We start from the raw sequence: 19,444 nt of genomic DNA on the forward strand, positions 1-19,444 counted from the left end.
CGTCGGCAGCCGCGCCTATTAATTTTGCAGATCCTGCACTTTTGCATAGTCTGCAAGATGTGACGAATGAAGGTGCTGCACCCGGCCTCCGGGAGCGCAAGAAGCAGGCCACGCGCGCGGCGCTGGCCGAGGCGGCGGTCCGGCTGGCCGCCGAGCACGGGGCCGAGCACGTCACCGTCGAGGCGATCAGCGAGGCGGCCGGGGTGTCGCCGCGCACGTTCTTCAACTACTTCGAGAGCCATGACGACGCCTTTGTCATGATCGACCGCGACGCGGGCGAGCGAGTGCGGCGCGCCGTGCGCGAGGCGCCGGCCGGTCTGCCGCCGCTCGACGCTGTGCGCGAGGCGCTCGCCACCGAACTCGCCGACGTGGAGGAGCGCCAGGAGCTCTGGAGCCTGCGCGCCAAGGTGCTCCAGCGCTCCCCGCATCTGCTGGTCCGCGGCCTGGGCGCGCACATGGCCGAGGAACTCGAACTGGCCGAGGCCCTCGCCGACCGGCTCGGGCCGGGCGCCGGGCGGGGTTCCGGGCCCGGGGATCCCGGTCTCTATCCGCGGCTGCTCGCCGCCGTGGCCGGAACCGCCACCCGGGTCGCCATCGAGCACTGGTGCGCCCAGGCTCCGGGCGCCGCCTTCCCTGATGTGTTCCGGCGGGTCTTCACCCATCTCGCGGCGGGGCTTCCCGAACCGCCGGCCGACCGCTGACCTCTGTTTCCCACGCAGCCATCCCACGGATTCCCAAGAAGGACACCTTGAGTGCAATCGAGGCGCCTGAACAGGCGCCGACCTCCATGTCCAACCGGCAGATACTCCAAGCCATGTCCGGGCTGATGGCGGGGATGTTCGTCGCCATCCTGGCCGGCACGGTGGTGGCCAACGCCCTCCCGCGCATCATCGCCGACCTCGGCGCCAGCCAGTCCTCGTACACCTGGGTCGTCACCGCCGAACTGCTCGCCATGACGGCGACCGTGCCGCTCTGGGGCAAGCTGTCCGACCTCTACAACAAGAAGCTGCTGCTCCAGCTCTCGCTGGCGATGTTCGTGGTCGGATCCCTGCTCGCGGGCTTCTCGCAGGGGGTCGGTCTGCTCATCTTCAGCCGCGTCGTCCAGGGCATCGGCGCGGGCGGTCTGACCGCGCTCGCCCAGGTCGTCATGGCGGCGGTCATCCCGCCCCGGCGGCTGGGCAAGTACGCCGGTATCTTCGGCGCCGTCTTCGCCGTCGGCACCGTCGCCGGTCCGCTGGTCGGAGGTGTGCTGGTGGACACCTCCTGGCTGGGCTGGCGCTGGTGCTTCTTCATCGGGGTGCCGTTCGCGCTGGCCGCGATCCTGCTGTTGCAGCGCACCCTCAGGCTGCCGACGATCCGCCGCGAGGTGAAGATCGACTTCCTGGGCGCCTTCCTGCTGGTCGCGGGCGTCTGCGCGCTGCTGGTCTGGACCTCGCTGGCGGGCAACCGGTTCGACTGGGCGTCCTGGCAGACAGCGGCGCTGACCGGTACGGGTGCGGTGCTGCTGGTGGCCGCGGTCTTCGTGGAGTCCCGCGTCCCCGAACCGATCATCCCGCTGACCATCTTCCGCAACCGGACCGTCTCGCTGACCACCATCGCCAGCCTGCTGGTCGGTGTGGCGATGTTCGGCGGCACGGTCTTCCTCTCGCAGTACTTCCAGATCGCGCTCGGCAAGTCCCCGACCGTCGCCGGGCTGATGAGCCTGCCGATGATCCTCGGTCTGCTGGTGTCCTCCACCGTGGCCGGCCAGATCATCAGCGCCACCGGCAAGTGGAAGATCTATCTGGTGGCCGGCGGCGTCATCATGACGGCGGGCCTCGGCCTGCTGGCCACCATTGACGCCGACACGGGCTTCGGGCTGCTCAGCCTCTACATGGCCGTGCTCGGCATCGGTGTCGGCCTGCTGATGCAGAATCTCGTCCTCGCGGCACAGAACGACGTCCCGGCCACCGAACTGGGCGCCGCCACGTCCGTGCTGTCGTTCTTCCGCAGCATGGGCGGCACGATCGGCACCAGTGTGCTCGGCGCGGTGCTGGCCAACCGGGTGGCGGACGAGATGTCCAAGAGCCTGGGCGAGAGCGGCGGGGCGGCGTCCGCCTCGGGCGAGACGACCGTACCGGACATGTCCACCCTGCCCGCGCCCATGCGGGAGATCGTGGAGAACGCCTATGGCCTCGCCACGGCGGAACTGTTCCTCGTGGCCGCGCCGTTCGCCGCGCTGGCACTGGTCGCGGTGATCTTCATCAAGGAGAAGCCGCTCAAGACGACAAGCGGTCTGGAGCGGCTCGCCGAGGAGAGCGAGCAGCCCGACAACGACGCGGGCGCCGGTGCGAAGACCGCGCCGCCCGCTCCGGTGGGCTGATCCCCGCGCCGTACGGCCCCGGCCCCGGCCGCGCCCTCATGGGTGCGCCGGGGCCGGGGCCGTACGGTGGGCCGCCATGGATCCCGGGCCAGCCCGATCCAACCGGAAAACCCTAGTGCTCGTCCCAGTGGCCCTCGTGTTCGGCGTGCCGGTGTCCGTCGTGCACGTAGTCGACATGGCCCCGGTGAGGCACCGCGGCGTGCCCGCAGCCGTCGCCGTGCTCATGCGAGTGACCGCTGTGCGGCGTGTGGCCGTGGGCGTCGCACTCGTCCACATGGTCCTCGTGGATCTGATGCAGATGGCCGTCGTGCGCGTAGTCCACATGATCGCCGTGCGGAACGGCCACATGGCCGCAGCCGGAACCGTGCTGATGGGTGTGGTCCGGGTGGGGGGCGTGTGCAGTCGTCATGGCTGTCTCCGGGTCGCTCGCCGAAGGCCGGCCGCGCCCGGTCCCGCCGGCGCCACTGGCCTGATTCGCCACCCCAACGAGCCGTACGGCGCCGCGTCACCCCAGGCGTGGCATTCGGGTGCGTGAACCAGCCTCGCAACGATGAGCGGACGCGGCAGGGCGCCCGCCCTCCCCGGGAGCCGCGCTCGGGGAGGGCGGGCGCGGGTCCGGCCGCCGGGGCTCAGACGCCGTACGGGCGCACCGCGGCGGCAGAGCCGGTCCCCCGGCCGTGCAGCACCAGGGCGCGGGCGAGGAAGGCCAGCGCCGCCGTGCAGACCAGGGTCCGCATGATGTTGGTGGCCACCCAGGTGTCCTTGAACTTGTCGACGACGGAGAAGTCCGTCATCTTGGCGGGGTCACCGGCGCCCGCCAGCTCGTTGTTGAGCGGGATGTTGACGCTGAACGTGATGATCAGGGCCACCAGGTAGAGCACGGCCGCCGCCCCGACCCACAGCGCGGCGGCACGACGGCCCTGCCGGTGTTCCAGGATCACCGCGACGCCCGTCGCCACCAGCGCTCCGACGAAGACCATGCCGAACAGGCCGCTGCCGTCGATCAGCGCGTTGAAGTTCTGCATCGCGGCCACATAGGTGCGGTCGTCGGTCTTGGCCAGACCCGGCATGACCGAGATGTCGAACGCGAAGAAGAGGCCGGCCATGAGCCCCATCGTGATGGTGGCGATCATCAGCAGCGGTCCGGCCGCCTTGCTGCGGCGCACGGGCGGCACGGCCGCGGGGGCCGGCGGGCGGGCCGCGTAGGGGTTGGGGGTTCCGGTCGGGTTGAAGCTCATGGGACTTCCTTGTCTGGTGGTCGAAGCCGTCCGATGCGAGGTGGTCCGGCGGCCGCCACGGCGCTGTCGCCGACCGCCGCCGAGATGTGCCGCGGCGACGGGTCTTCCCCGTGGTGGCCCGACGGCCCCGGCCACCGTGTGCGCCGGACACGGATCGCCGGCGCCCGCCGGTCTCAGAGCGTCCGCGCGGCCCCCGCCCCGCTTCCCCGGGCACGTCTCATGTTCTGCGTCATGAGACCAGTCAAGTCCGGTGCGGTGAGACGGTACATAGCCATGAAGCTCAGGTGCATGTTTCTGCGTCCAAGCCGTTGTCGGTGCGCGCCCAGCGATGATGGCAGGCCGGACGAGGGCCTGCCGGACCGCTGGACTCCTCCTCGACCGGGTCTCCAGTACGGCGGGAAGCGGCACGGGCAGAGAGCGGAACCCGGTGCCGCCACCGGAAGTTGAGCCGTGCCCCGGCCGTCAGCGGGGTGTGGTGGCCAGCGCGGGGCCGCGCCGCCCGGTGACGCCCAGGTTCTGGTGGATCTCCATCGTCGCCGTGGAGCGGTTGAGCGTGATGTAGTGCAGGCCGGGGGCGCCTTCGGCGAGCAGCCGTTCTGCCATGGCCGTGGCGTACTCGACACCGATGCGGTGGCCGTCCGCCGGACGGTCGCGGGCCGCTTCCAGCCGCTGGGCCAGGGCCGCCGGGAAGCGGGCGTCGCTGAGTTCGGCGAAGCGGCGGATCTGCCGTACATCGGTGGCCGGCATGATCTCGGGGATGATCGGGGTCGTGCAGCCCGCTGCCACGAGCCGGTCGCGCAGCCGCAGATAGTCGTCCACCTCGAAGAACATCTGGGTGATGGCGTAGTCGGCGCCTGCCCGGCATTTCGCGACGAAGTGGCGGATGTCGCTGTCCCAGTCGGGCGACCGCGGATGGCGCTCGGGGAAGGCGGCCACCCCGACGGTGAAGTCTCCCAGCTCCCTGATCAGACCGACCAGCTCACTCGCCTGGGCGAAGCCCTCCGGATGGCGGACCCACTCACCGCGCGGGTCGCCGGGCGGGTCGCCGCGCAGGGCGAGTACGTCCCGGATGCCGGCGTCCGCGTACTGGCCGATGATGTGCCGCAGTTCGGCGACGGAGTGGCCGACCGCCGTGAGGTGGGCGACCGGGCGCAGTGTGGTCTCCGCGGCGATGCGCTTGGTGACCTCGATCGTCCGGTCGCGCGACGACCCGCCGGCGCCGTAGGTCACGGAGACGAAGGACGGTGCGAGCGCCTCGATACGCCGGATCGCGTTCCAGAGCGTGCGCTCGCCCGCCTCGGTCTTCGGCGGGAAGAACTCGAAGGAGTACGAGCGCCGGCCGTCGGCCGGCAGGCCGCGCGGGCCGCGCCGGTGGTGCTGGGGACGGTCTGCGGTCTCTCCCGCCATGGCAGGGGTCCTTCCTGGAGTCGCTCAGTGCGAGGGTGGGCACGGTCCCACACAGTAACCGTGAGGGGACGCGCTTCCGGAGGTATGACCACGGATTGATCACCGGGCCGGCGGCCTCCGTCACCTCGCCCTTCACCGGGGGGAGTTCAGTTCCGCGCTGCGCGCAGCAGACACTCCTCCAGAAAGGCGACGGCGCGCAGATGGTAGGTACGGGCGGCCCGGCCGACGCTGATGTTGTGCCCGGCGGCGGGCAGCCGTTCCACGGTGACAACAGGTGCGGCGGTCAGCCGGCCCGTCATCGCGGTCAGGGCGTCGTCGTCCAGCTCCCACCACAGTTCGTGCTCGGCGAAGGTGAGCCTGACCGGGTTCCGGACCCGGCCCGCCAGCCGCGGGTACTGGGCGGGCCAGGCCGCCGTCTGGGCCGCCTCACGGCGTGGCACCGGCGTCAGCAGCGAGCGGCTCGCCCGGAACGTGCCGGGTGGATACAGCCGGAGCGGGCCCCAGTTGAGCTGGGACGCGCCGCCGCCGAGGGTGTCGGGGAAGTGCCGTGCGCCGGGGGCGTACTGCCAGCCGCAGCCGTTGATGTCGAGGCCGATCAGCCCGCCGCCCGCGTCGTCCGCCGCCATGTGCAGCGCGACCTTGCCGCCGTCGGAGTGCGCGACCAGGAAGAAGCCCGCTCCGGTGGGGTGCGTACGGGCGAAGTGGGCGAGCGCCGCGTGCAGGGTCGTCGCCTGCTCGCCGAGTGGCTGGCCGTCCGGGAGCCGGTCGGCCGAGGCGCCGTAGCCCGGCCGGTTTAGCGCCAGCACGGTGTGACCGAGCCGCGCGCCGAGTGCGAGCAGCGAATCGCCCGGGTCGGTCAGCCCGTTGAAGTAGTCGGCGCACATGCCACGGCCGTGGACGGCGACGATCACGGCGCGGGGCTCGGCGCCGTACGGTTCGGCGAGCAGGCCCGAGATCTCGGTGCCGTCGGCGTCGAGGGTCAGGGCCCGGACGGCGGGCGCGGCGGGGGCGGGGGCTGTCATGGCCGGGGGTTCTCCTGGGGTGCGGGTGCGGATGCGGTACGGGTCCTGGCGCGGTCCAGGCCCTCCAGCCAGGCGGTCGCGCTGTTGGCCCGCAGCAGCGAGGTGCCGACCAGCAGGCCCGCGAAGCCCGCGTCGAGCAGGGTGGCTCCGGCGAGCGGACTGTCGATCGCGCTGGCGCTGACCGGACAGCGGGTGCCCGTCGCCCGGAGCGCCGGCAGCAGGGCGAGGCTTCGGCCGAGGCTCCCCCGGTCGCTCTCCCGGACCTTGATGTCCTTGTTGTTGACGGCGACGACGCATTCGTCGGCGTGCGGCAGTCCGACGAGTTCGGCCTCCTCCGTCACCTCGACGAACGGGGTGAGGCCCAGGGACAGACAGGCGGTGACCAGGGTGCGCATGCTGGACCTCGGCAGCAGTGCGGCGGTGAGCAGCACGGCGGAGGCGCCGAGTTCCTTCGCGGTCCGCAGTTGGTCCCGGCGGGTGATGAAGTCCTTCTGGAGCAGCGGCAGGTCGGTGAGGGCGGCGACATCGCGCAGCAGTGCGGTGGTGCCGCCGAACCAGCGGCCTGTGACCACCGAGACACAGGGGGCGCCCGCGGCCTCGTAGGACTCGACGATGGCGGCCGGCGTGCGCCCGCCGAGCAGGTCGTAGCCGTGCGCGTCGCGTCGTTTGACCTCCATGACCAGGGGTCGTTCGGCGGCCAGCAGGGCTTCCAGGAATCGGGTGCTCATATGCTCTCCTCGGGGGATGTCGCGGTCCGCCAGGCGCGGGCCAGGGCGGTGACCGCGGGCGCCGAGAAGCGTCCGTGCCCGTCGCGGGCCGCGGTGTCGACGTCGATGCCGCGGAAGCCCGGGTGTCCGGCGACGGCTTCGAAGTCGGCGCTGTTGTGCGGCGAGATGCCTCCCGCGAGCAGGAACGGCCGGCCGAGCCGGGGCAGCAGGCGCAGCACGTCCCGTTCGGCCGGCGGCCGGCCGGTGCTGCCGATCCGGCCGTCCTCGGTCGCCGTGTCGAGCAGGAACATGTCCGTGCCGGCCCGTTCGTAGGCGCCGGTCAGCGGGCGTTCGAGGCAGTCGCCGCCGCGCAAATGGAGGACCTTGACCAGGACCGCGTCCGGCAGTGCGGCGCGCAGTGCCCTGATCACGGCGGGCGGTTGGTACGCGTGCAGTTGCAGCCAGCGCAGGCCGGTGCGGCGGGCCAGGCGGCCGAGGGCTTCGGGGTCGGCCAGAAAGGTGACCAGGACCGGTTCGAGGCCGTGGTGGTGGGCGGCCCCGGTCAGTTCGGCCAGGCGCCGCTCCGGCAGTTCGGCGTGGCCGCCGGGTATGCCGTGCCACAGGCCGACACAGTCCGCTCCCGCGCCGGCCAGTGTGGCGATGTCGTCGGGGGCCGTGGCTCCGCAGACCTTCAGAACCCGGCGGGCCTCGGGTGCGGCCGAGCGCCCCGCCGGGAGCCTGGAGCCGGGTTCAGGGCTCATTTGCCCAGACCCAGCATCGAGGCGATGCGGTTGTACTGGATTTCGCTGGTGCCCGAGTAGATCGTGCCGGCCACGGCGTTGCGCACGTCCTTCTCAAGCCCGTACTCGGTCATGTAGCCGTGCCCGCCGAAGATCTGCACGGCGGTCAGGCTGGTCGCCACATTGCTCTCGCTCGTCACCAGTTTGGCGATGGCCAGATCCACCGTGACGTTCTCGCCGGCCGCGAGGCGTTCGCCGGTGTCGTACAGCCATTTCCTGGCCGTCTCAAGTCGGATCTTCGTGTCGACGATCTTGTTGGCGACGGCCTGGTAGGAGCCGATCGGCCTGCCGAAGGAGCGGCGGCTCTTCGCGTGGTCGACGCAGCGGTCGAGCCGGTGCCGCATCTCCCCCGCGTTGACGATGAAGGAGAAGAGGATCTCCCGCTTCATCACATGGTCGAGCACGATGAACCCACCGCCGACGCGGCCCAGGACCTGGGTCGCGGGGACCCGGCACTCGTCGAAGTACAGCTCGCTCAGCGGCGAGGTGCGCAGTCCCATCTTCTTGGTCGGGCTCCCGATCGTGAGCCCCGGGGTGTCCCGGTCCACCAGGAACGCGGTGACCCCGAGCGGACCGCCGTCCGGATGCGTACGCGCGTAAACGACGAACACATCGGCGACTGGGCCGTTGCTGACGAAGATCTTGCCGCCGGTCAGGACGAAACCGTCACCGTCCCGTACCGCCCGCGTGGTCATCGCCATGGCGTCCGAGCCGCCCTCGGCCTCGGTGATGGCATGTGCGCCGATCATCTCGCCCGAGCAGATCCGCCGCAGGTAGGTGTCCTTCTGCGCGTCCGTGCCGAACTTCTCCAGCGGGACGCCGGTGCTTGCCATGGTGGTGGTGACCGAGAAGCTCAGCCCCGAGTCGCGGCAGTTCTCGCCCAGCCCTTCGAGCAGATACATGGTGGTGAGCAGGGACTGGCCCAGCCCGCCCCACCGCTCCTCGAAGGGCAGACCGAGGATGCCGGTCTCCCGGATCAGTTTCCACTTGTCCCAGGAGAACGTGGCCTGTTCGTCCTGTTCGATGTGGCCGGCGCTGAGCGCCTCACCCCACTGGGCCAGGCCCTCGCGCAGTGCGGCCTGGTCGGTGTTCCAGCGGATCACGGCGAGCCTTTCCGTATGCGGATCGGTAGCGGTTCGGTGGTGTCCCGGCCGGGCCGGCCGGGGACGGATCAGTACGCGGAGGAGACGTGCTCGTCGAGCTGGTGGATCTCGTCGCCCCGGAGCGCCGGGGAGAAGACGCACACCAGGCGCAGGTCCTCGTGCGGGCTTGCCACCAGGTAGTGGGCGTCGTGCTCGTCGAGCGCGTAGAGACGGCCCGGCACGATCGGGTGCGCGGTGCCGTCGAGCTCGATCACCTCTCCTGAGCCCTCGATGCAGTAGCAGGACTCGATGTGATTGCGGTATTCCAGACGGGACTTGGTCCCCGCGCGCACGGTGGTGTCGGTGATGCTGTAGTCGAGCCCGTCGGCGGCCACGATGAAGCGCCGGCTCAGGCCATTGCCCCATTCGACCGTCTTGACGCTCTCCAGATCGCGGATGATCATGTTCAACTCCCGGTTCTCTCAGGTGTGCTGACTCGGGTGGGCGATACGGACCCGACGAAGTCGCGGAAGCCGTCGATGATGTCGCCCCCGCGGTCGAGCGACTGCTCGATCCGGGCGACGCCTGCGGAGCCGATGATGACGGCATCGGCTCCGCAGGCTCCCACGGTCTCCACGTCCTCCCTGGTCCTGACCCCGAAGCCGATGGCTATCGGGGACGCTGTGTGCGCCCGGAGCGCGCTGACCGTGCCCGCCAGCCCGGCGTGTCCGCCGGCCGGGGCGGTGCCGCTGCGTCCGTAGTGCGCGACGAGATACAGATAGGCGGTGGCCTCGGCCGCCGCCTCCGCCATGGTCGGCGGAGGGCTCTGCTGGTAGCAGGTGGTGACGACGGGCAGTCCCGCCTCCCGGGCCGCCGCGTAGTGGGCCGCGCGCAGCCGGGGCGGCAGCGCGTGCACGAGCAGCCCGTCCGCGCCCGACGCCGCGACGGTACGGAGCGTCCCTGCGGGGTCCCGGTGCTTGAGCGAGTGGCTCCAGTCGGCGAGCAGCGCGATCCGCAGCCGGCGCAGCCGCGGGCGTACGGCGGCGATGAAGGCGAGGACCTCGTCGAGCCCGACGCCTCGGTCGAGGGCACGGCGGGCCGAGCGGCGGATCACCGGCCCGTCGGTGACCGATTCCGGGAAGGGGACGGCCAGTTCGAGGCAGTCGACGCCTTCCTCGTCGAGCATGAGCACCAGGTCGGCGAGGACGTCGAGCGGCGGGTCCCCGGCGTTCAGGAAGAGCGCGAGGCCGGGGCCCTCACCGGGTCGCCGGTGTGCGAAGAAGTCAGCCATGGGTCGTCGCCTCGGGTCGGTCCGTGGGGCGTGGGGCGGGTGGCCGGAGGTGTCCGGCACGGGGGTCACGCACCGGACACCTCCTTCGTACGGGCCGGCCGCCGGGCCCCTCCGGCCCGTATCCGCTCGGCGAGGTCACGGGCCGCTCCGTCGCGTACCGCCTCCTCGGCGGCGGCGACGGCCCTGGTCCAGTCGGTGATGTGGCCGCTCGCGACGGCCAGCGCGGCGGCGTTGAGACAGACCGTGCGTGTGGCGACCGCACCGGCGGCGCCGGCGAGAACGGACAGGAAGTGCCCGGGCGCCGCGGCCGGCGCCACGGCGGGCGCGAGGTCGGCGAAGCCGCCGTCCGCCGGGACCAGTTCCCCGGCGGGCAGGCGCAGTTCGAGTCCGTCGTTGCCATGGATGGTGTTGTCGGCGAAGGCGAGCAGTTCGTCCGCTCCCCGGTCGTTGACGGTGAGCCACAGGACGCGTCCGGTGACGGTCGCCGCGAGGGCGCGCAGTCCCGCCGGCGGTGCGGCCGACGAGACCCCGGTGACCTGCGCCGTGACGGGCAGATCGGCGAGAAAGGGTCCGAGCGCGTTGAGGAAGCGGCCGAAGGGCTTCATGCTCGTCGGCACGATGGTCCTGGCCAGCCGGGTGAGCTGCGCCGGGTAGACGAACGGACCGGTGAAGGCGACGCCGTACCGGTCCAGCGTCTCGGCGGTCTGCTCGTACGAGGAGGTCAGCGGGACCCCGAGCCGTTCCAGCAGGTCGACGGAGCCGAGGGAGCTGGTGTACGCGCGCGAGCCGGTCTTGACGACCCGTACTCCGGCCGCGGCGGCGACGAACGCCGACGCGGTCGAGATGTTGAAGGTCCTCGGTCCCCCGCCGGTGCCCACCACATTGACCGTGCCGGCCCAGCGGCCCGCCGGCCTGGCGGGCCGCCGCTCGGCGAGCGAGTCCAGCAGGTGCCGCAGTGTCTCGTGGTCGGGGAACGCGGTGGCCAGCGAGGTCAGCAGGGCGAGGGCCTGCGCTCTGTCGAGACGGCCGTCACCGAGCTGGTCCCACAGCGACCGCCAGGTCTCGCGCCCCACCGGCGCGCGCCGCTCCAGCAGCCCGATGAGCGCGTCATGCATCGCCGGGGCCCGTCTGGCACACGGCGCTCGGCCGGGCGGAATGTGTCAGGCAGGGCCTAGCCACCTGCCACCTCGGTACGGCGCGCACCGGCGACGAACGCGTCGATCGCCGCGACACTGCGGAAGTTGTTCGGGTCGAGGTCGGCGTCGCCGATCGCCACCCCGAAGCGGTCCTCGACCCAGGCGATCAGCTTGAGCACGCCGAGGCTGTCGATGACCCCGTCCGAGAGCAGGTCGTGGTCGTCCGCCAGCTCCTGGGCGCTGACGTCCGGCAGGAACTCCTCGATGACGAACTGCTTGATGGTGCCGACGTGACTCATGACGTCCTTCCTTTGGCTGTTGACAAGTCCTGCGGACGGTCGAGCGCCTTGCGGTCGACCTTTCCTGTGGCGGTCTTCGGCAGCGGTTCTTCGAGGATCCGCAGCTTCGAGGGGACGGCCGCCCTCGGCAGGCTCCGCGCGCAGTGCCCGCGCAGTGTGAGAGTGCTGAGCGCGCTGCCGGGCGCGCACTGGACGGCGGCCACGAGCCGGCGGCCCTCCGCCGCGTCGGGTACGGCGGCCACGCCCGCTTCGAGCACCTCGGGGTGGTCCAGCAGGACCCGTTCGATCTCGGCGGTGTTCACGGCGACACCGCGGACCTTGACCTGGTGGTCGCCGCGTCCGGTGAGGTGGAGCCGGCCGTCGGGGTCCCGCCGTACGAGATCGCCGGTGCGGAACCAGCGGCGGTCGTCGAGTCCCAGCGGATGGCCGGTGAACTTGTCCGTGTGACGGGTCCGGTCGAGGTAGCCGGCCGCCTGGAAGGGCGTCGACACATACAGCTCGCCGGAGCCCGGCCCTTCCACGGCCGCGCCGTCCGCGTCGAGGACCAGTGCCCGGACGCCCGGCAGCGGGACGCCGATCGGTACCGGCGTCGACATGGCGACGCCGGTGTCCACCTCGTGGATGAAGCTGTCGTTGGTCTCGGTGCAGCCGTAGATGTTGTGGATCCGCGCCTTGGGGAACAGCTCGGGCAGGGCGGCCAGGGTGCGGTCGGGGATCACATCGCCGCTGAACATCACATGCCGGACGCCGGGCAGGGTGTCGCCACCGCGCCGGGCGGCGTCCAACAGCAGGCCGTAGTACATCGGCACCGCCTGGACCACGTCGACGTCATGGCGTACGAGCAGGTCGAGCAGATGCCCGCCGCGGACCGCCAGCGCGGGGTCGACCAGGACGACACGGCCGCCGTGCGCCAGGGTCGTCCAGATGTCCAGCAGGCACAGGTCGAAGTTGAGCGGCGCGTAGTTGAGCACCGTGCTGCCGGGGCCGATCGAGAAGGCGGGACCGGCCCAGGCGATGAAGCGGTTCACGGCGTCCCGGCCCAGCGGGACGATCTTGGGCAGGCTGGTGGAGCCGGATGTCGTGAGCATGAACGACACCTCAGCGGCCTCCCGGGCCGACAGCGGCTGCGGAGTGACGTCGGGGTTCGGCACCAGGCCCGCGTCCTCGCCGTCCGGGGTGATCACACTGCGGCAGCCCGCCTGCGCGAAGAGGTCCGCGAGCAGGGAGCCGGCGAGGGCGGGAGACGGCAGCAGGAAGGGGCGCCGCGCCAGCAGGCACGCCAGCACCACGGCGATGGCGTCGGGTGACTTGGTGGCCGGCACACCGACGGGTTCGCCCGGCGCGAGCGACAGCCGGGCCAGCCGGTCGCGTTCGCGTCCGGCCCGCTCGTACAGCTCGCGGTAGGTGACCTCCTCGCCGTTCCAGAGCAGGGCCGGGGCGTCGGGACGTGCGCGGACCTGGGAGAGGAATCCGCCCACCAGGCCGAGGTCGTCAGTCGTCATCGCCGCCTCCGTTCCGGTCGCCGTCACCGGCGCTGGCGGCGGACGGCACGGACGACGCCAGCTCGATCCAGCCGCTCTTGACGGCGGGTCCTGCCGGGGTGCGGCAGGTGAGGCGCACCACGCGGCGCGCCGTGTCCGGCTGGAGGTCCAATCTGAGCGGCTCGCCGGGCGCCACGGGCGCCGAGAAGCGGCCGCCCACCCCGCGCACCCGGGACGCGTCACCGTCGGCGTACCGGTCGACGGCCTCCTCGACGGCCAGGGCCAGCACGCTCATGCCATGGGCGATGACCGAGCCGAATCCGGCGGCGCGGGCGGCCTCGGGATCAAGATGGATCGGGTTCTCGTCGCCCGAGGCGCGGGCGTAGCGGCGGATCCACTCCTCGGTCGGCTCATGTATGACGGTGACCGCTTCGCCGGGCCCGGAGGGAGCCGGAGCCGGGGCACCCGCCGAGATCTCACCGAAGGGTTCGAGCGCGGTGGCCCCGGCCAGCAGCGCGCTGGTGAGCAGTTCGGCGAAGGGCTCCGCTCCGTCGCCGGTGAGCCGGGAACGCAGGGCGACCCGTGTCCCCCGCGCCTCTCGCCGGGCGCCGAGCACATCGAGCCGTACGGTGACCTGTTCGCCGGGGCGCACGAGCCGCCGGCAGCGGATGTCCTGGCCGAGGTGGACGACCTGGACGGGCCCGGACTCGTTCGTGGTCAGCGCGGACACCGTCCGCTCGGCGAGCGTGTGGGCGAGGACGAACGCGTGGACGGGCGACGCCTGGTGGTCCGGTGCGGCGGGCAGTGTGGCGCGGACGGCGTCGCGGTAGGCGCCGATCTCCTCCGCGGTGACGGTGCACGTCGCCGCCGGGGCGGGAGCGGTGGTCATACCGGCGCCACCACCAGGCTGGAGTTGTGGCCGCCGAAACCGAAGGAGTTGGACAGTGCGGGACCGGATGCGACGGCGCGCGGGGCGCCGTGTACCACGTCGATTTCCATGCCTGGCTCCAGCTTTTCGTGGTTGGCGGTGGGCGGGACCTCGCACTCGGTCATCGCCCGTACCGTGGCGATCAGTTCGACGGCGCCCGCGGCCCCGATGAGATGGCCGATGACGCTCTTGTTCGCGGTCACCGGCGGACCGGCGGGACCGAACACCTTGGTCAGGGCGTGCGCCTCGGCGCGGTCGTTGTACGGGGTCGAGGTGCCGTGCGCGTTGATGTGGACGATGTCCGAGGGGACCAGTCCGGCGTCGGCGATGGCTCCCTCCATGGCGCCGACGGCGGCGGCGCCGTCCGGCAGCGGCATGGCGAGGTGGAACGCGTCGGCGGTGGCGGCGTAGCCGGCGACGGCCGCGTAGGTCCGCGCGCCGCGCGCCCGGGCGTCGTCGAGGCGTTCCAGTACAACGAAGCCGGCGCCCTCGCCCATCACAAAGCCGTCGCGGTCGGTGTCGAACGGCCTGGAGGCGTGCTCCGGGTCGTCGTTGCGCAGTGACACGGCGTTGAGGTTGCCGAATCCGGCGAGGGTGACGGGGGTGAGGGTGGACTCGCAGCCGCCGGCCAGGACCACGTCGGCCCGGTGGGTCTGGAGCAGCAGCAGGGCGTGGCCGATGGCGTCGGCCCCGCTGGCGCAGGTGGTGGCGATGGTCAGGGCGGGGCCCTGCCAGCCGAGCCGTATCGCGATCTGGGCCGCCGCCGCGTTGGGCATCGTCATCAGGGGCATCAGCGGATTGACCCGGTGCGGTCCCGATTCGGTGAAGTGCCGGGATTCCTCGTCGCTGGTGGCCCGGCCGCCGACGGCGTTGCCGACGACGACGGCGGTACGGCCCGGGTCGGCGGCCGGGGCGCCCGCGTCCCGGTGGGCGGCGAGGGCCGCGGTCGTCCCGTAGAGGGCGAACGGGTCCATCCTGCGGGCTTCCTTGGCGGGTACCAGGCCGATGTCGTCGAGGCCGCGGACCCGGCAGCCGATGCGGACCCGGTGGCGTTCCAGGTCGAGATGGGTGAGCTGGGCGGCGGTGGACCTCCCCGCGCGCAGTGTGGTCCACAGGTCGTCGAGGGTGGAGCCGGCCGGGGTGACAACGCCCATGCCGGTGATCGCGACAGGCGTTTTCAGCTGTGCGTGCCTCGGTGAGGTTGGCATCTCAGTTCCCGTATCCCGTGCGTACGGCGGAGGGCGGACTGCGGCCGCGAGGGGCCGGTGCGGAGGGTCAGGCCGGGATCAGACCGCACTCGTGGGCGGCCTTGACGAAGGCTTCCGCGGCGAAGTCGATGTCGGCCTTGGTGTGCCGGGCGGTGACGGCGATGCGCAGCCGCGCGAGGTCGTTGGGGACGGCGGGGGTGACCACCGGCAGCCCGATCACGCCCGCCCTGCGGCAGGCGGTGGCGTAGTCGTAGGCGGCGTCGTCGGAGCCCGCGATGACGGGAACGACCGCGGTCTCGCTGTCTCCCGTCCGCATGCCCGCGTCGTTGAGCGTCCGGCGGAACCGCGCGGACTCCTGCTGGACATGGGTGACACGCTCGGGCTCGCGTTCCAGGATGCGCAGTGCCTCCAGGGCCGCGGCCGCCTGGGCGGGGCCGAGCGCGGCGGAGAAGAGAAAGGGTCTGGCCGCGTATTTGAGATGGCCGATCAGTTCGCTCGGTCCCGCCACCCAGCCGCCCATGGACGGGATGGCCTTGGACAGGGTGCCCAGCTTGACGTCGACCTTGGCCGTGTGGCCGAAGTGCTCCTCGATGCCCTTGCCGGTGGCGCCGATGACGCCCAGCGCGTGGGCCTCGTCGACCATCAGCAGGGCGTTGTGCGCGTCGCACACCCGGCGCAGCTCGGGCAGCGGGGCGATGTCGCCGTCCATCGAGTAGACGCTGTCGACGATGACGAGGCGGATCCCGTCGGGGCTCGCGGCGGCGAGCCGCCGGTCGAGGTGGTCGACGTCGTTGTGACGGAAGCGGGTGACGGTCGCGCCGCTCAGCCGGCAGCCGTCGACGATGCTGGCGTGGTCGTACTTGTCGATCAGTACGGTGTCGCCGGCACCGACCAGGGCCCCGACCGTGCCGACGTTGGCGGCGTAGCCGGAGCCGAAGACCAGTGCCTCCTGCCGGCCGGCGAACCGGGCGACCTCCGCCTCCAGTTCCTCGTGCAGCGGGATGGATCCCGCGAGCGCCCGGACGCCGTGGTTGCCGGTGCCGTAGAGGTCGACCGCGGCCTTGGCCGCGGCGACCACCCGTTCGTCGCCGGCCAGGCCCAGGTAGCTGTAGCCCGACATCATCAGGAGGCGCTCGCCGTCGAGGTCGGCGTAGGCGGAGTCGCGCTCGACCGTGTACGCCACGAAGCTGTTGCGGCGGGCGGGCTCCCACTCCAGGGACCGCACGCGGCGGCGCGTCGCGTCCAGTCTGGGCGCGAGACGTTCCCATCCTCCAGATGCGTTCACGTGCGTCTCCTCAGCCATGTTTCGGACAATTACCGGAGTCCTCTCAACCTGGACTCACAGTGCGACGCAATTCAACGACTGCCGCGCAAGGCGCGCGCAACACGGCCGTGAAATGGGGAAATCCGGCAACGCAAGAAGAACGCGACACGGCACGTAAAGCGGAACCCAACTCTCCGACCAATTACCGGGGAATGTTCCCCGGCCACTGTTGACATACCGAGAAGGCCTGGCGGTATCGTCCATTTCTTGTGCAGGGGGCATGCACAGCGTGTCCAGATCTCCTTCACAAGGACGATCTGACGGGCCCCCTGGCGCAATCCCGACACTTTCGCCGGCGGCAGCCGCCGGTGCGACCCGCACACAGCCGACCGCTCCGGGGAGTACAGCGTGCTCATCAGACTTGCTGGTCTCGTCACCGTCGAGCCCGAAGGGGCTCCGCCACAGCATCTGTCCAGCGCTCAGGCGCAAGTCGCGTTCGCCCGGCTCATCCTCGAACGGACCGGCGGCACGAGCCGGGACCAACTGGCCGACACGGTCTGGCCCGACGGGCTGCCGGACACCTGGGCCTCGGCCCTGCGCAGTGTTGTCAGCAGGGTCCGTACGTTTGTCACCTTCCCCCAGCAGCAGCCGGGCGTCACACCGCTCGTCGCCCAGGGCGGCCGCTATCTGCTCCGCCTTCCCGAGGAGGCAGCCGTCGATGTCGAGTGTGCCGAGGAGGCGGCGACGGAGGCGGCCGAGGCGTACGCGACCGGCTCCTACGCCGTCGCGCAGCAGCTCGCGGCCGCCGCTGTGGCGAATCTACGCGGGTCATTCCTGCCGGCCCACGAGGGCGAGTGGGTCAACAGTGTGCGGGAGCACCTCGACGAGCTGCGGCTGTCCGCCCTGGAGACGGCGAGTCTGGCCTCGGCCGCGCTCGGCGACGAGCACCACGCGCTGCGGTACGCCGAAGAGGCCGTGCGGCGCGCGCCGTTCAGGGAGAGCGCCTACCGCTGCCGGATGGCCGCGCACCGCACGGCGGGCAACCGTGCCGAGGCGCTGCGTACGTATCAGCAGCTCAGGGAGGTTCTCGCGGAGGAGCTGGGGATCGATCCGGCGCCGGAGAGCCAGGCCGCCTATCTGGAGTTGCTGCGCAGTCCCGATCCTCGGCCGCGGCCCGAGGCCAGGGTCGTCACCCGGCTGGATCCGGTGCTGATGGGCATGTTCGAGGCTCCCGATCCCGGACCCACCGCGGCGCGGCCGTGCTCGCTGACCGCCGACGGCTGTCTCACTCATCCGGCGCCGGACCGGCATGTCGCCTGACGAAGGGCGGGGGAACATACGCGGGCGGCCCGGCAGTTGTGCCGGGCCGCCACTGGTTTCCGCCTGCCGGACGGCCGGGGCATGCCGGACGGCCGGGGCGCTGTGGCACGCGCACCGGCCGTACGGGTTCCGGGGACAGCCAATCCGAGCTGGTCTCTCTCAGGTGATCGAGACCCCGCTGTCGATGCTGATGACCTGGCCCGTCATACAGTCCTGGTCCAGGAAGAGGGCCGCACTGCGGGCCACCTCCTCGACCGTCACAAAGCGCGGGATGGGGGCCTTGTCCTCCATCCCCTCGATGACCCGGCCGGGCAGGTCCTTCGTCATACCGGTGATCATGAATCCCGGGGACAGGGCGTTCACGGTCACCCCGCGCCGGCCGCACTCGGCGGCGAGGGTGCGGGTGAAGCCGATGAGACCGGCCTTGGAGGCGGAGTACGCCGTCTGGCCGGCCGTCGCGATGAGGCCCGAGGGCGACACCACATTGATGATCCGTCCCCACCGCCGGCGGAGCATGGACGGCACGGATACCCGGGCGGTGTGGAACGAACCGACGAGATTGGTCTGGATCACCTGCTGCCAGTCCGCCGGGGACTGCATCGCCATCAGCGCGTCCTTGCGGATGGCGCCGTTGTTGACGAGTACGTCGACGGGTCCGAGCCGCTCGCTGATCCGCGCGTACATCGCGGTGACGGCGTCCCAGGAGCCGACGTCACCGGTGACGACGACCGAGTCGTTGCCGAGCTTCTCCTGGACGGCCCGGGCCTGGGCCTCCGAGCTGTTGTAGTGGACGGCGACCCGGCAGCCGAGTGCGTCCAGTTCCAGTGCCAGTGCCTGCCCGAGCCCGCCGGACGCCCCCGTGACCAGGGCGACCGGCTGTTCGGGACGGCTCCCCGGCTCGCTGTTACGGCTCATTTCCTCTCCCCGCCCCATTCCAGGAGCATCGATCCCCAGGTCATCCCCGCGCCGAAGCCCGCCAGCAGGACCAGGTCGCCGTGCTGGATCCGGCCGTCCTCCAGCGCCTCGGTGAGGGCGATCGGGATGGAGGCGGAGGCCGTGTTGCCGTACCGCTCCAGATTGGTGACCAGGGCCCCGGACCGCAGCCCGGTGTGGCTGAGGATCGAGTTGATGATCCGGATGTTGGCCTGGTGCGGGATGACATGGTCCACGTCCGCCGCGTCGACCTTGGCGCTCTCCAGCGTCTCGCGGACCGTACGGACCGTGTAGCGAACGGCGTTGAGATAGATCTCGTTGCCGTTGATCTGGGCGAAGTGCAGCCCCTCGCGGACCGTCTCCTCGGTGGTCGGCATCCGGCTGCCGCCCGCCAGCACTTTCAGGCTGCCGGCGCAGGATCCGTCCGCGCCGAGATTCCACGCCCTGACCCGGTTCTCCGGCCCCGGCACCAGCACGACCGCGCCGGCGCCGTCACCGACGAGGATGGACAGGTCCCGGTCGGCGGGGTTGGCGGTCAGCGTGTGCGTGTCGGAGCCGATCAGCAGGATCGGCCGGGGGTCGACGGCGATCAGCGCCATCGCCGACACCAGTCCGTAGACGAACCCCGCGCACTCCGAGTTGACGTCGTGCGCGCTGCCGGCGACGCCCAGTTCGTGATGGACGAACGCGGACGTCGCCGGCGACGGCTGCTCGGGCGTGGCGGTGGCGACAATGAGATGGGCGATGTCGCCACCGGTCAGGCCGGCCTTGTCCAGTGCGCGCCGGCCGGCCTCGACGGCCAGGGAGGCGGTCGTCTGTCCCGGTCCCACGGCCCGGCGCTCCCGGATGCCGCAGCGGCTGACGATCCAGTTCTCGTCGACGCCGAAACGCTCCGCGAGCTCCACGCTGGTGACCTTGCGCTCGGGTACGGCCATGCCCCACCCGGTGATGTCGAAGCCGCTCACG

General features: G+C 71.6%; 20 protein-coding genes. 3 read left to right on the plus strand and 17 right to left on the minus strand.

The annotated features are described in order from the left end of the window. Positions 1-50 precede the first annotated feature (50 nt). The gene (locus tag ABZ707_RS18455; protein WP_360176010.1) at positions 51-701 is read left to right on the plus strand and encodes a TetR/AcrR family transcriptional regulator; all 651 of its coding nucleotides are present in this window, start codon (positions 51-53) and stop codon (positions 699-701) included. A gap of 47 nt (positions 702-748) precedes the next feature. Beyond that, positions 749-2,362: an MDR family MFS transporter gene (locus ABZ707_RS18460; RefSeq protein WP_360175441.1), complete on the plus strand. Its 1,614-nt coding sequence runs from the start codon at positions 749-751 to the stop codon at positions 2,360-2,362. A 112-nt stretch (positions 2,363-2,474) separates the two neighbouring features. Here the strand turns inward: ABZ707_RS18460 and ABZ707_RS18465 are convergent, their stop codons facing one another. The 15 genes from ABZ707_RS18465 to ABZ707_RS18535 all read right to left on the minus strand — a co-directional run bounded on the left by ABZ707_RS18465 (position 2,475) and on the right by ABZ707_RS18535 (position 16,246). After that, on the minus strand, positions 2,475-2,771 hold the full coding sequence (locus ABZ707_RS18465) for a hypothetical protein (protein WP_360175444.1): 297 nt from the start codon (positions 2,769-2,771) through the stop codon (positions 2,475-2,477). Positions 2,772-2,991: 220 nt separating this feature from the next. Beyond that, the gene (locus ABZ707_RS18470) at positions 2,992-3,600 is read right to left on the minus strand and encodes a DUF1772 domain-containing protein (RefSeq protein WP_360175447.1); all 609 of its coding nucleotides are present in this window, start codon (positions 3,598-3,600) and stop codon (positions 2,992-2,994) included. A 462-nt stretch (positions 3,601-4,062) separates the two neighbouring features. Then, a complete protein-coding gene (gene metF / locus ABZ707_RS18475) occupies positions 4,063-5,007 on the minus strand; it encodes a methylenetetrahydrofolate reductase [NAD(P)H] (RefSeq protein WP_360175450.1) in 945 nt (314 codons plus the stop codon). 146 nt (positions 5,008-5,153) lie between these two features. After that, entirely contained in the window at positions 5,154-6,029 is an 876-nt protein-coding gene (locus tag ABZ707_RS18480) for an alpha/beta hydrolase (protein WP_360175453.1), read from the minus strand. Then, complete coding sequence (locus ABZ707_RS18485; RefSeq protein WP_360175456.1) at positions 6,026-6,757, minus strand: indole-3-glycerol-phosphate synthase; 732 nt, start codon at positions 6,755-6,757, stop codon at positions 6,026-6,028. The genes ABZ707_RS18480 and ABZ707_RS18485 overlap by 4 nt, the downstream gene beginning before the upstream one ends. Further along, a complete protein-coding gene (locus ABZ707_RS18490) occupies positions 6,754-7,497 on the minus strand; it encodes an N-(5'-phosphoribosyl)anthranilate isomerase (protein WP_360175458.1) in 744 nt (247 codons plus the stop codon). The genes ABZ707_RS18485 and ABZ707_RS18490 overlap by 4 nt, the downstream gene beginning before the upstream one ends. Beyond that, on the minus strand, positions 7,494-8,639 hold the full coding sequence (locus ABZ707_RS18495; protein ID WP_360175461.1) for an acyl-CoA dehydrogenase family protein: 1,146 nt from the start codon (positions 8,637-8,639) through the stop codon (positions 7,494-7,496). Before ABZ707_RS18495 ends, ABZ707_RS18490 begins: the two co-directional genes overlap by 4 nt. A 68-nt stretch (positions 8,640-8,707) precedes the next feature. After that, positions 8,708-9,082 carry an ectoine synthase gene (locus ABZ707_RS18500; RefSeq protein WP_360175464.1) on the minus strand — a complete coding sequence of 125 codons (375 nt, stop codon included), beginning with the start codon at positions 9,080-9,082 and terminating at the stop codon, positions 8,708-8,710. A 2-nt stretch (positions 9,083-9,084) separates the two neighbouring features. Beyond that, entirely contained in the window at positions 9,085-9,909 is an 825-nt protein-coding gene (gene trpA / locus ABZ707_RS18505; protein WP_360175467.1) for a tryptophan synthase subunit alpha, read from the minus strand. A 65-nt stretch (positions 9,910-9,974) separates the two neighbouring features. Next, a complete protein-coding gene (locus tag ABZ707_RS18510) occupies positions 9,975-11,024 on the minus strand; it encodes a hypothetical protein (RefSeq protein WP_360175470.1) in 1,050 nt (349 codons plus the stop codon). A 56-nt stretch (positions 11,025-11,080) separates the two neighbouring features. Next, positions 11,081-11,344, minus strand: a complete 264-nt coding sequence (locus ABZ707_RS18515) for a phosphopantetheine-binding protein (protein WP_360175473.1) — start codon at positions 11,342-11,344, stop codon at positions 11,081-11,083. Next, positions 11,341-12,846, minus strand: coding sequence for an AMP-binding protein (locus tag ABZ707_RS18520; protein WP_360175476.1), 1,506 nt, complete (start codon positions 12,844-12,846; stop codon positions 11,341-11,343). Before ABZ707_RS18520 ends, ABZ707_RS18515 begins: the two co-directional genes overlap by 4 nt. Beyond that, the gene (locus ABZ707_RS18525; protein ID WP_360175479.1) at positions 12,836-13,714 is read right to left on the minus strand and encodes a MaoC family dehydratase; all 879 of its coding nucleotides are present in this window, start codon (positions 13,712-13,714) and stop codon (positions 12,836-12,838) included. The genes ABZ707_RS18520 and ABZ707_RS18525 overlap by 11 nt, the downstream gene beginning before the upstream one ends. Further along, positions 13,711-14,961, minus strand: a complete 1,251-nt coding sequence (locus ABZ707_RS18530) for a beta-ketoacyl-[acyl-carrier-protein] synthase family protein (protein ID WP_360175482.1) — start codon at positions 14,959-14,961, stop codon at positions 13,711-13,713. Before ABZ707_RS18530 ends, ABZ707_RS18525 begins: the two co-directional genes overlap by 4 nt. Positions 14,962-15,028: 67 nt before the next feature. Continuing rightward, positions 15,029-16,246 carry an aminotransferase class I/II-fold pyridoxal phosphate-dependent enzyme gene (locus tag ABZ707_RS18535; RefSeq protein WP_360175485.1) on the minus strand — a complete coding sequence of 406 codons (1,218 nt, stop codon included), beginning with the start codon at positions 16,244-16,246 and terminating at the stop codon, positions 15,029-15,031. A 387-nt stretch (positions 16,247-16,633) separates the two neighbouring features. Here ABZ707_RS18535 and ABZ707_RS18540 point away from each other — a divergent pair, with 387 nt between their 5' ends. After that, the gene (locus ABZ707_RS18540; RefSeq protein WP_360175488.1) at positions 16,634-17,545 is read left to right on the plus strand and encodes a bacterial transcriptional activator domain-containing protein; all 912 of its coding nucleotides are present in this window, start codon (positions 16,634-16,636) and stop codon (positions 17,543-17,545) included. A gap of 159 nt (positions 17,546-17,704) precedes the next feature. Here the strand turns inward: ABZ707_RS18540 and ABZ707_RS18545 are convergent, their stop codons facing one another. Both ABZ707_RS18545 and ABZ707_RS18550 read right to left on the minus strand, forming a co-directional pair. Then, the gene (locus ABZ707_RS18545) at positions 17,705-18,460 is read right to left on the minus strand and encodes an SDR family NAD(P)-dependent oxidoreductase (RefSeq protein ID WP_360175491.1); all 756 of its coding nucleotides are present in this window, start codon (positions 18,458-18,460) and stop codon (positions 17,705-17,707) included. Further along, positions 18,457-19,443, minus strand: coding sequence for a ketoacyl-ACP synthase III (locus tag ABZ707_RS18550; protein WP_360175494.1), 987 nt, complete (start codon positions 19,441-19,443; stop codon positions 18,457-18,459). Before ABZ707_RS18550 ends, ABZ707_RS18545 begins: the two co-directional genes overlap by 4 nt. Position 19,444: the final 1 nt, after the last annotated feature.

Origin of the sequence: Streptomyces sp. NPDC006923, from assembly GCF_040635655.1 — a bacterium.
In the GTDB taxonomy this organism is placed as follows: domain Bacteria; phylum Actinomycetota; class Actinomycetes; order Streptomycetales; family Streptomycetaceae; genus Streptomyces.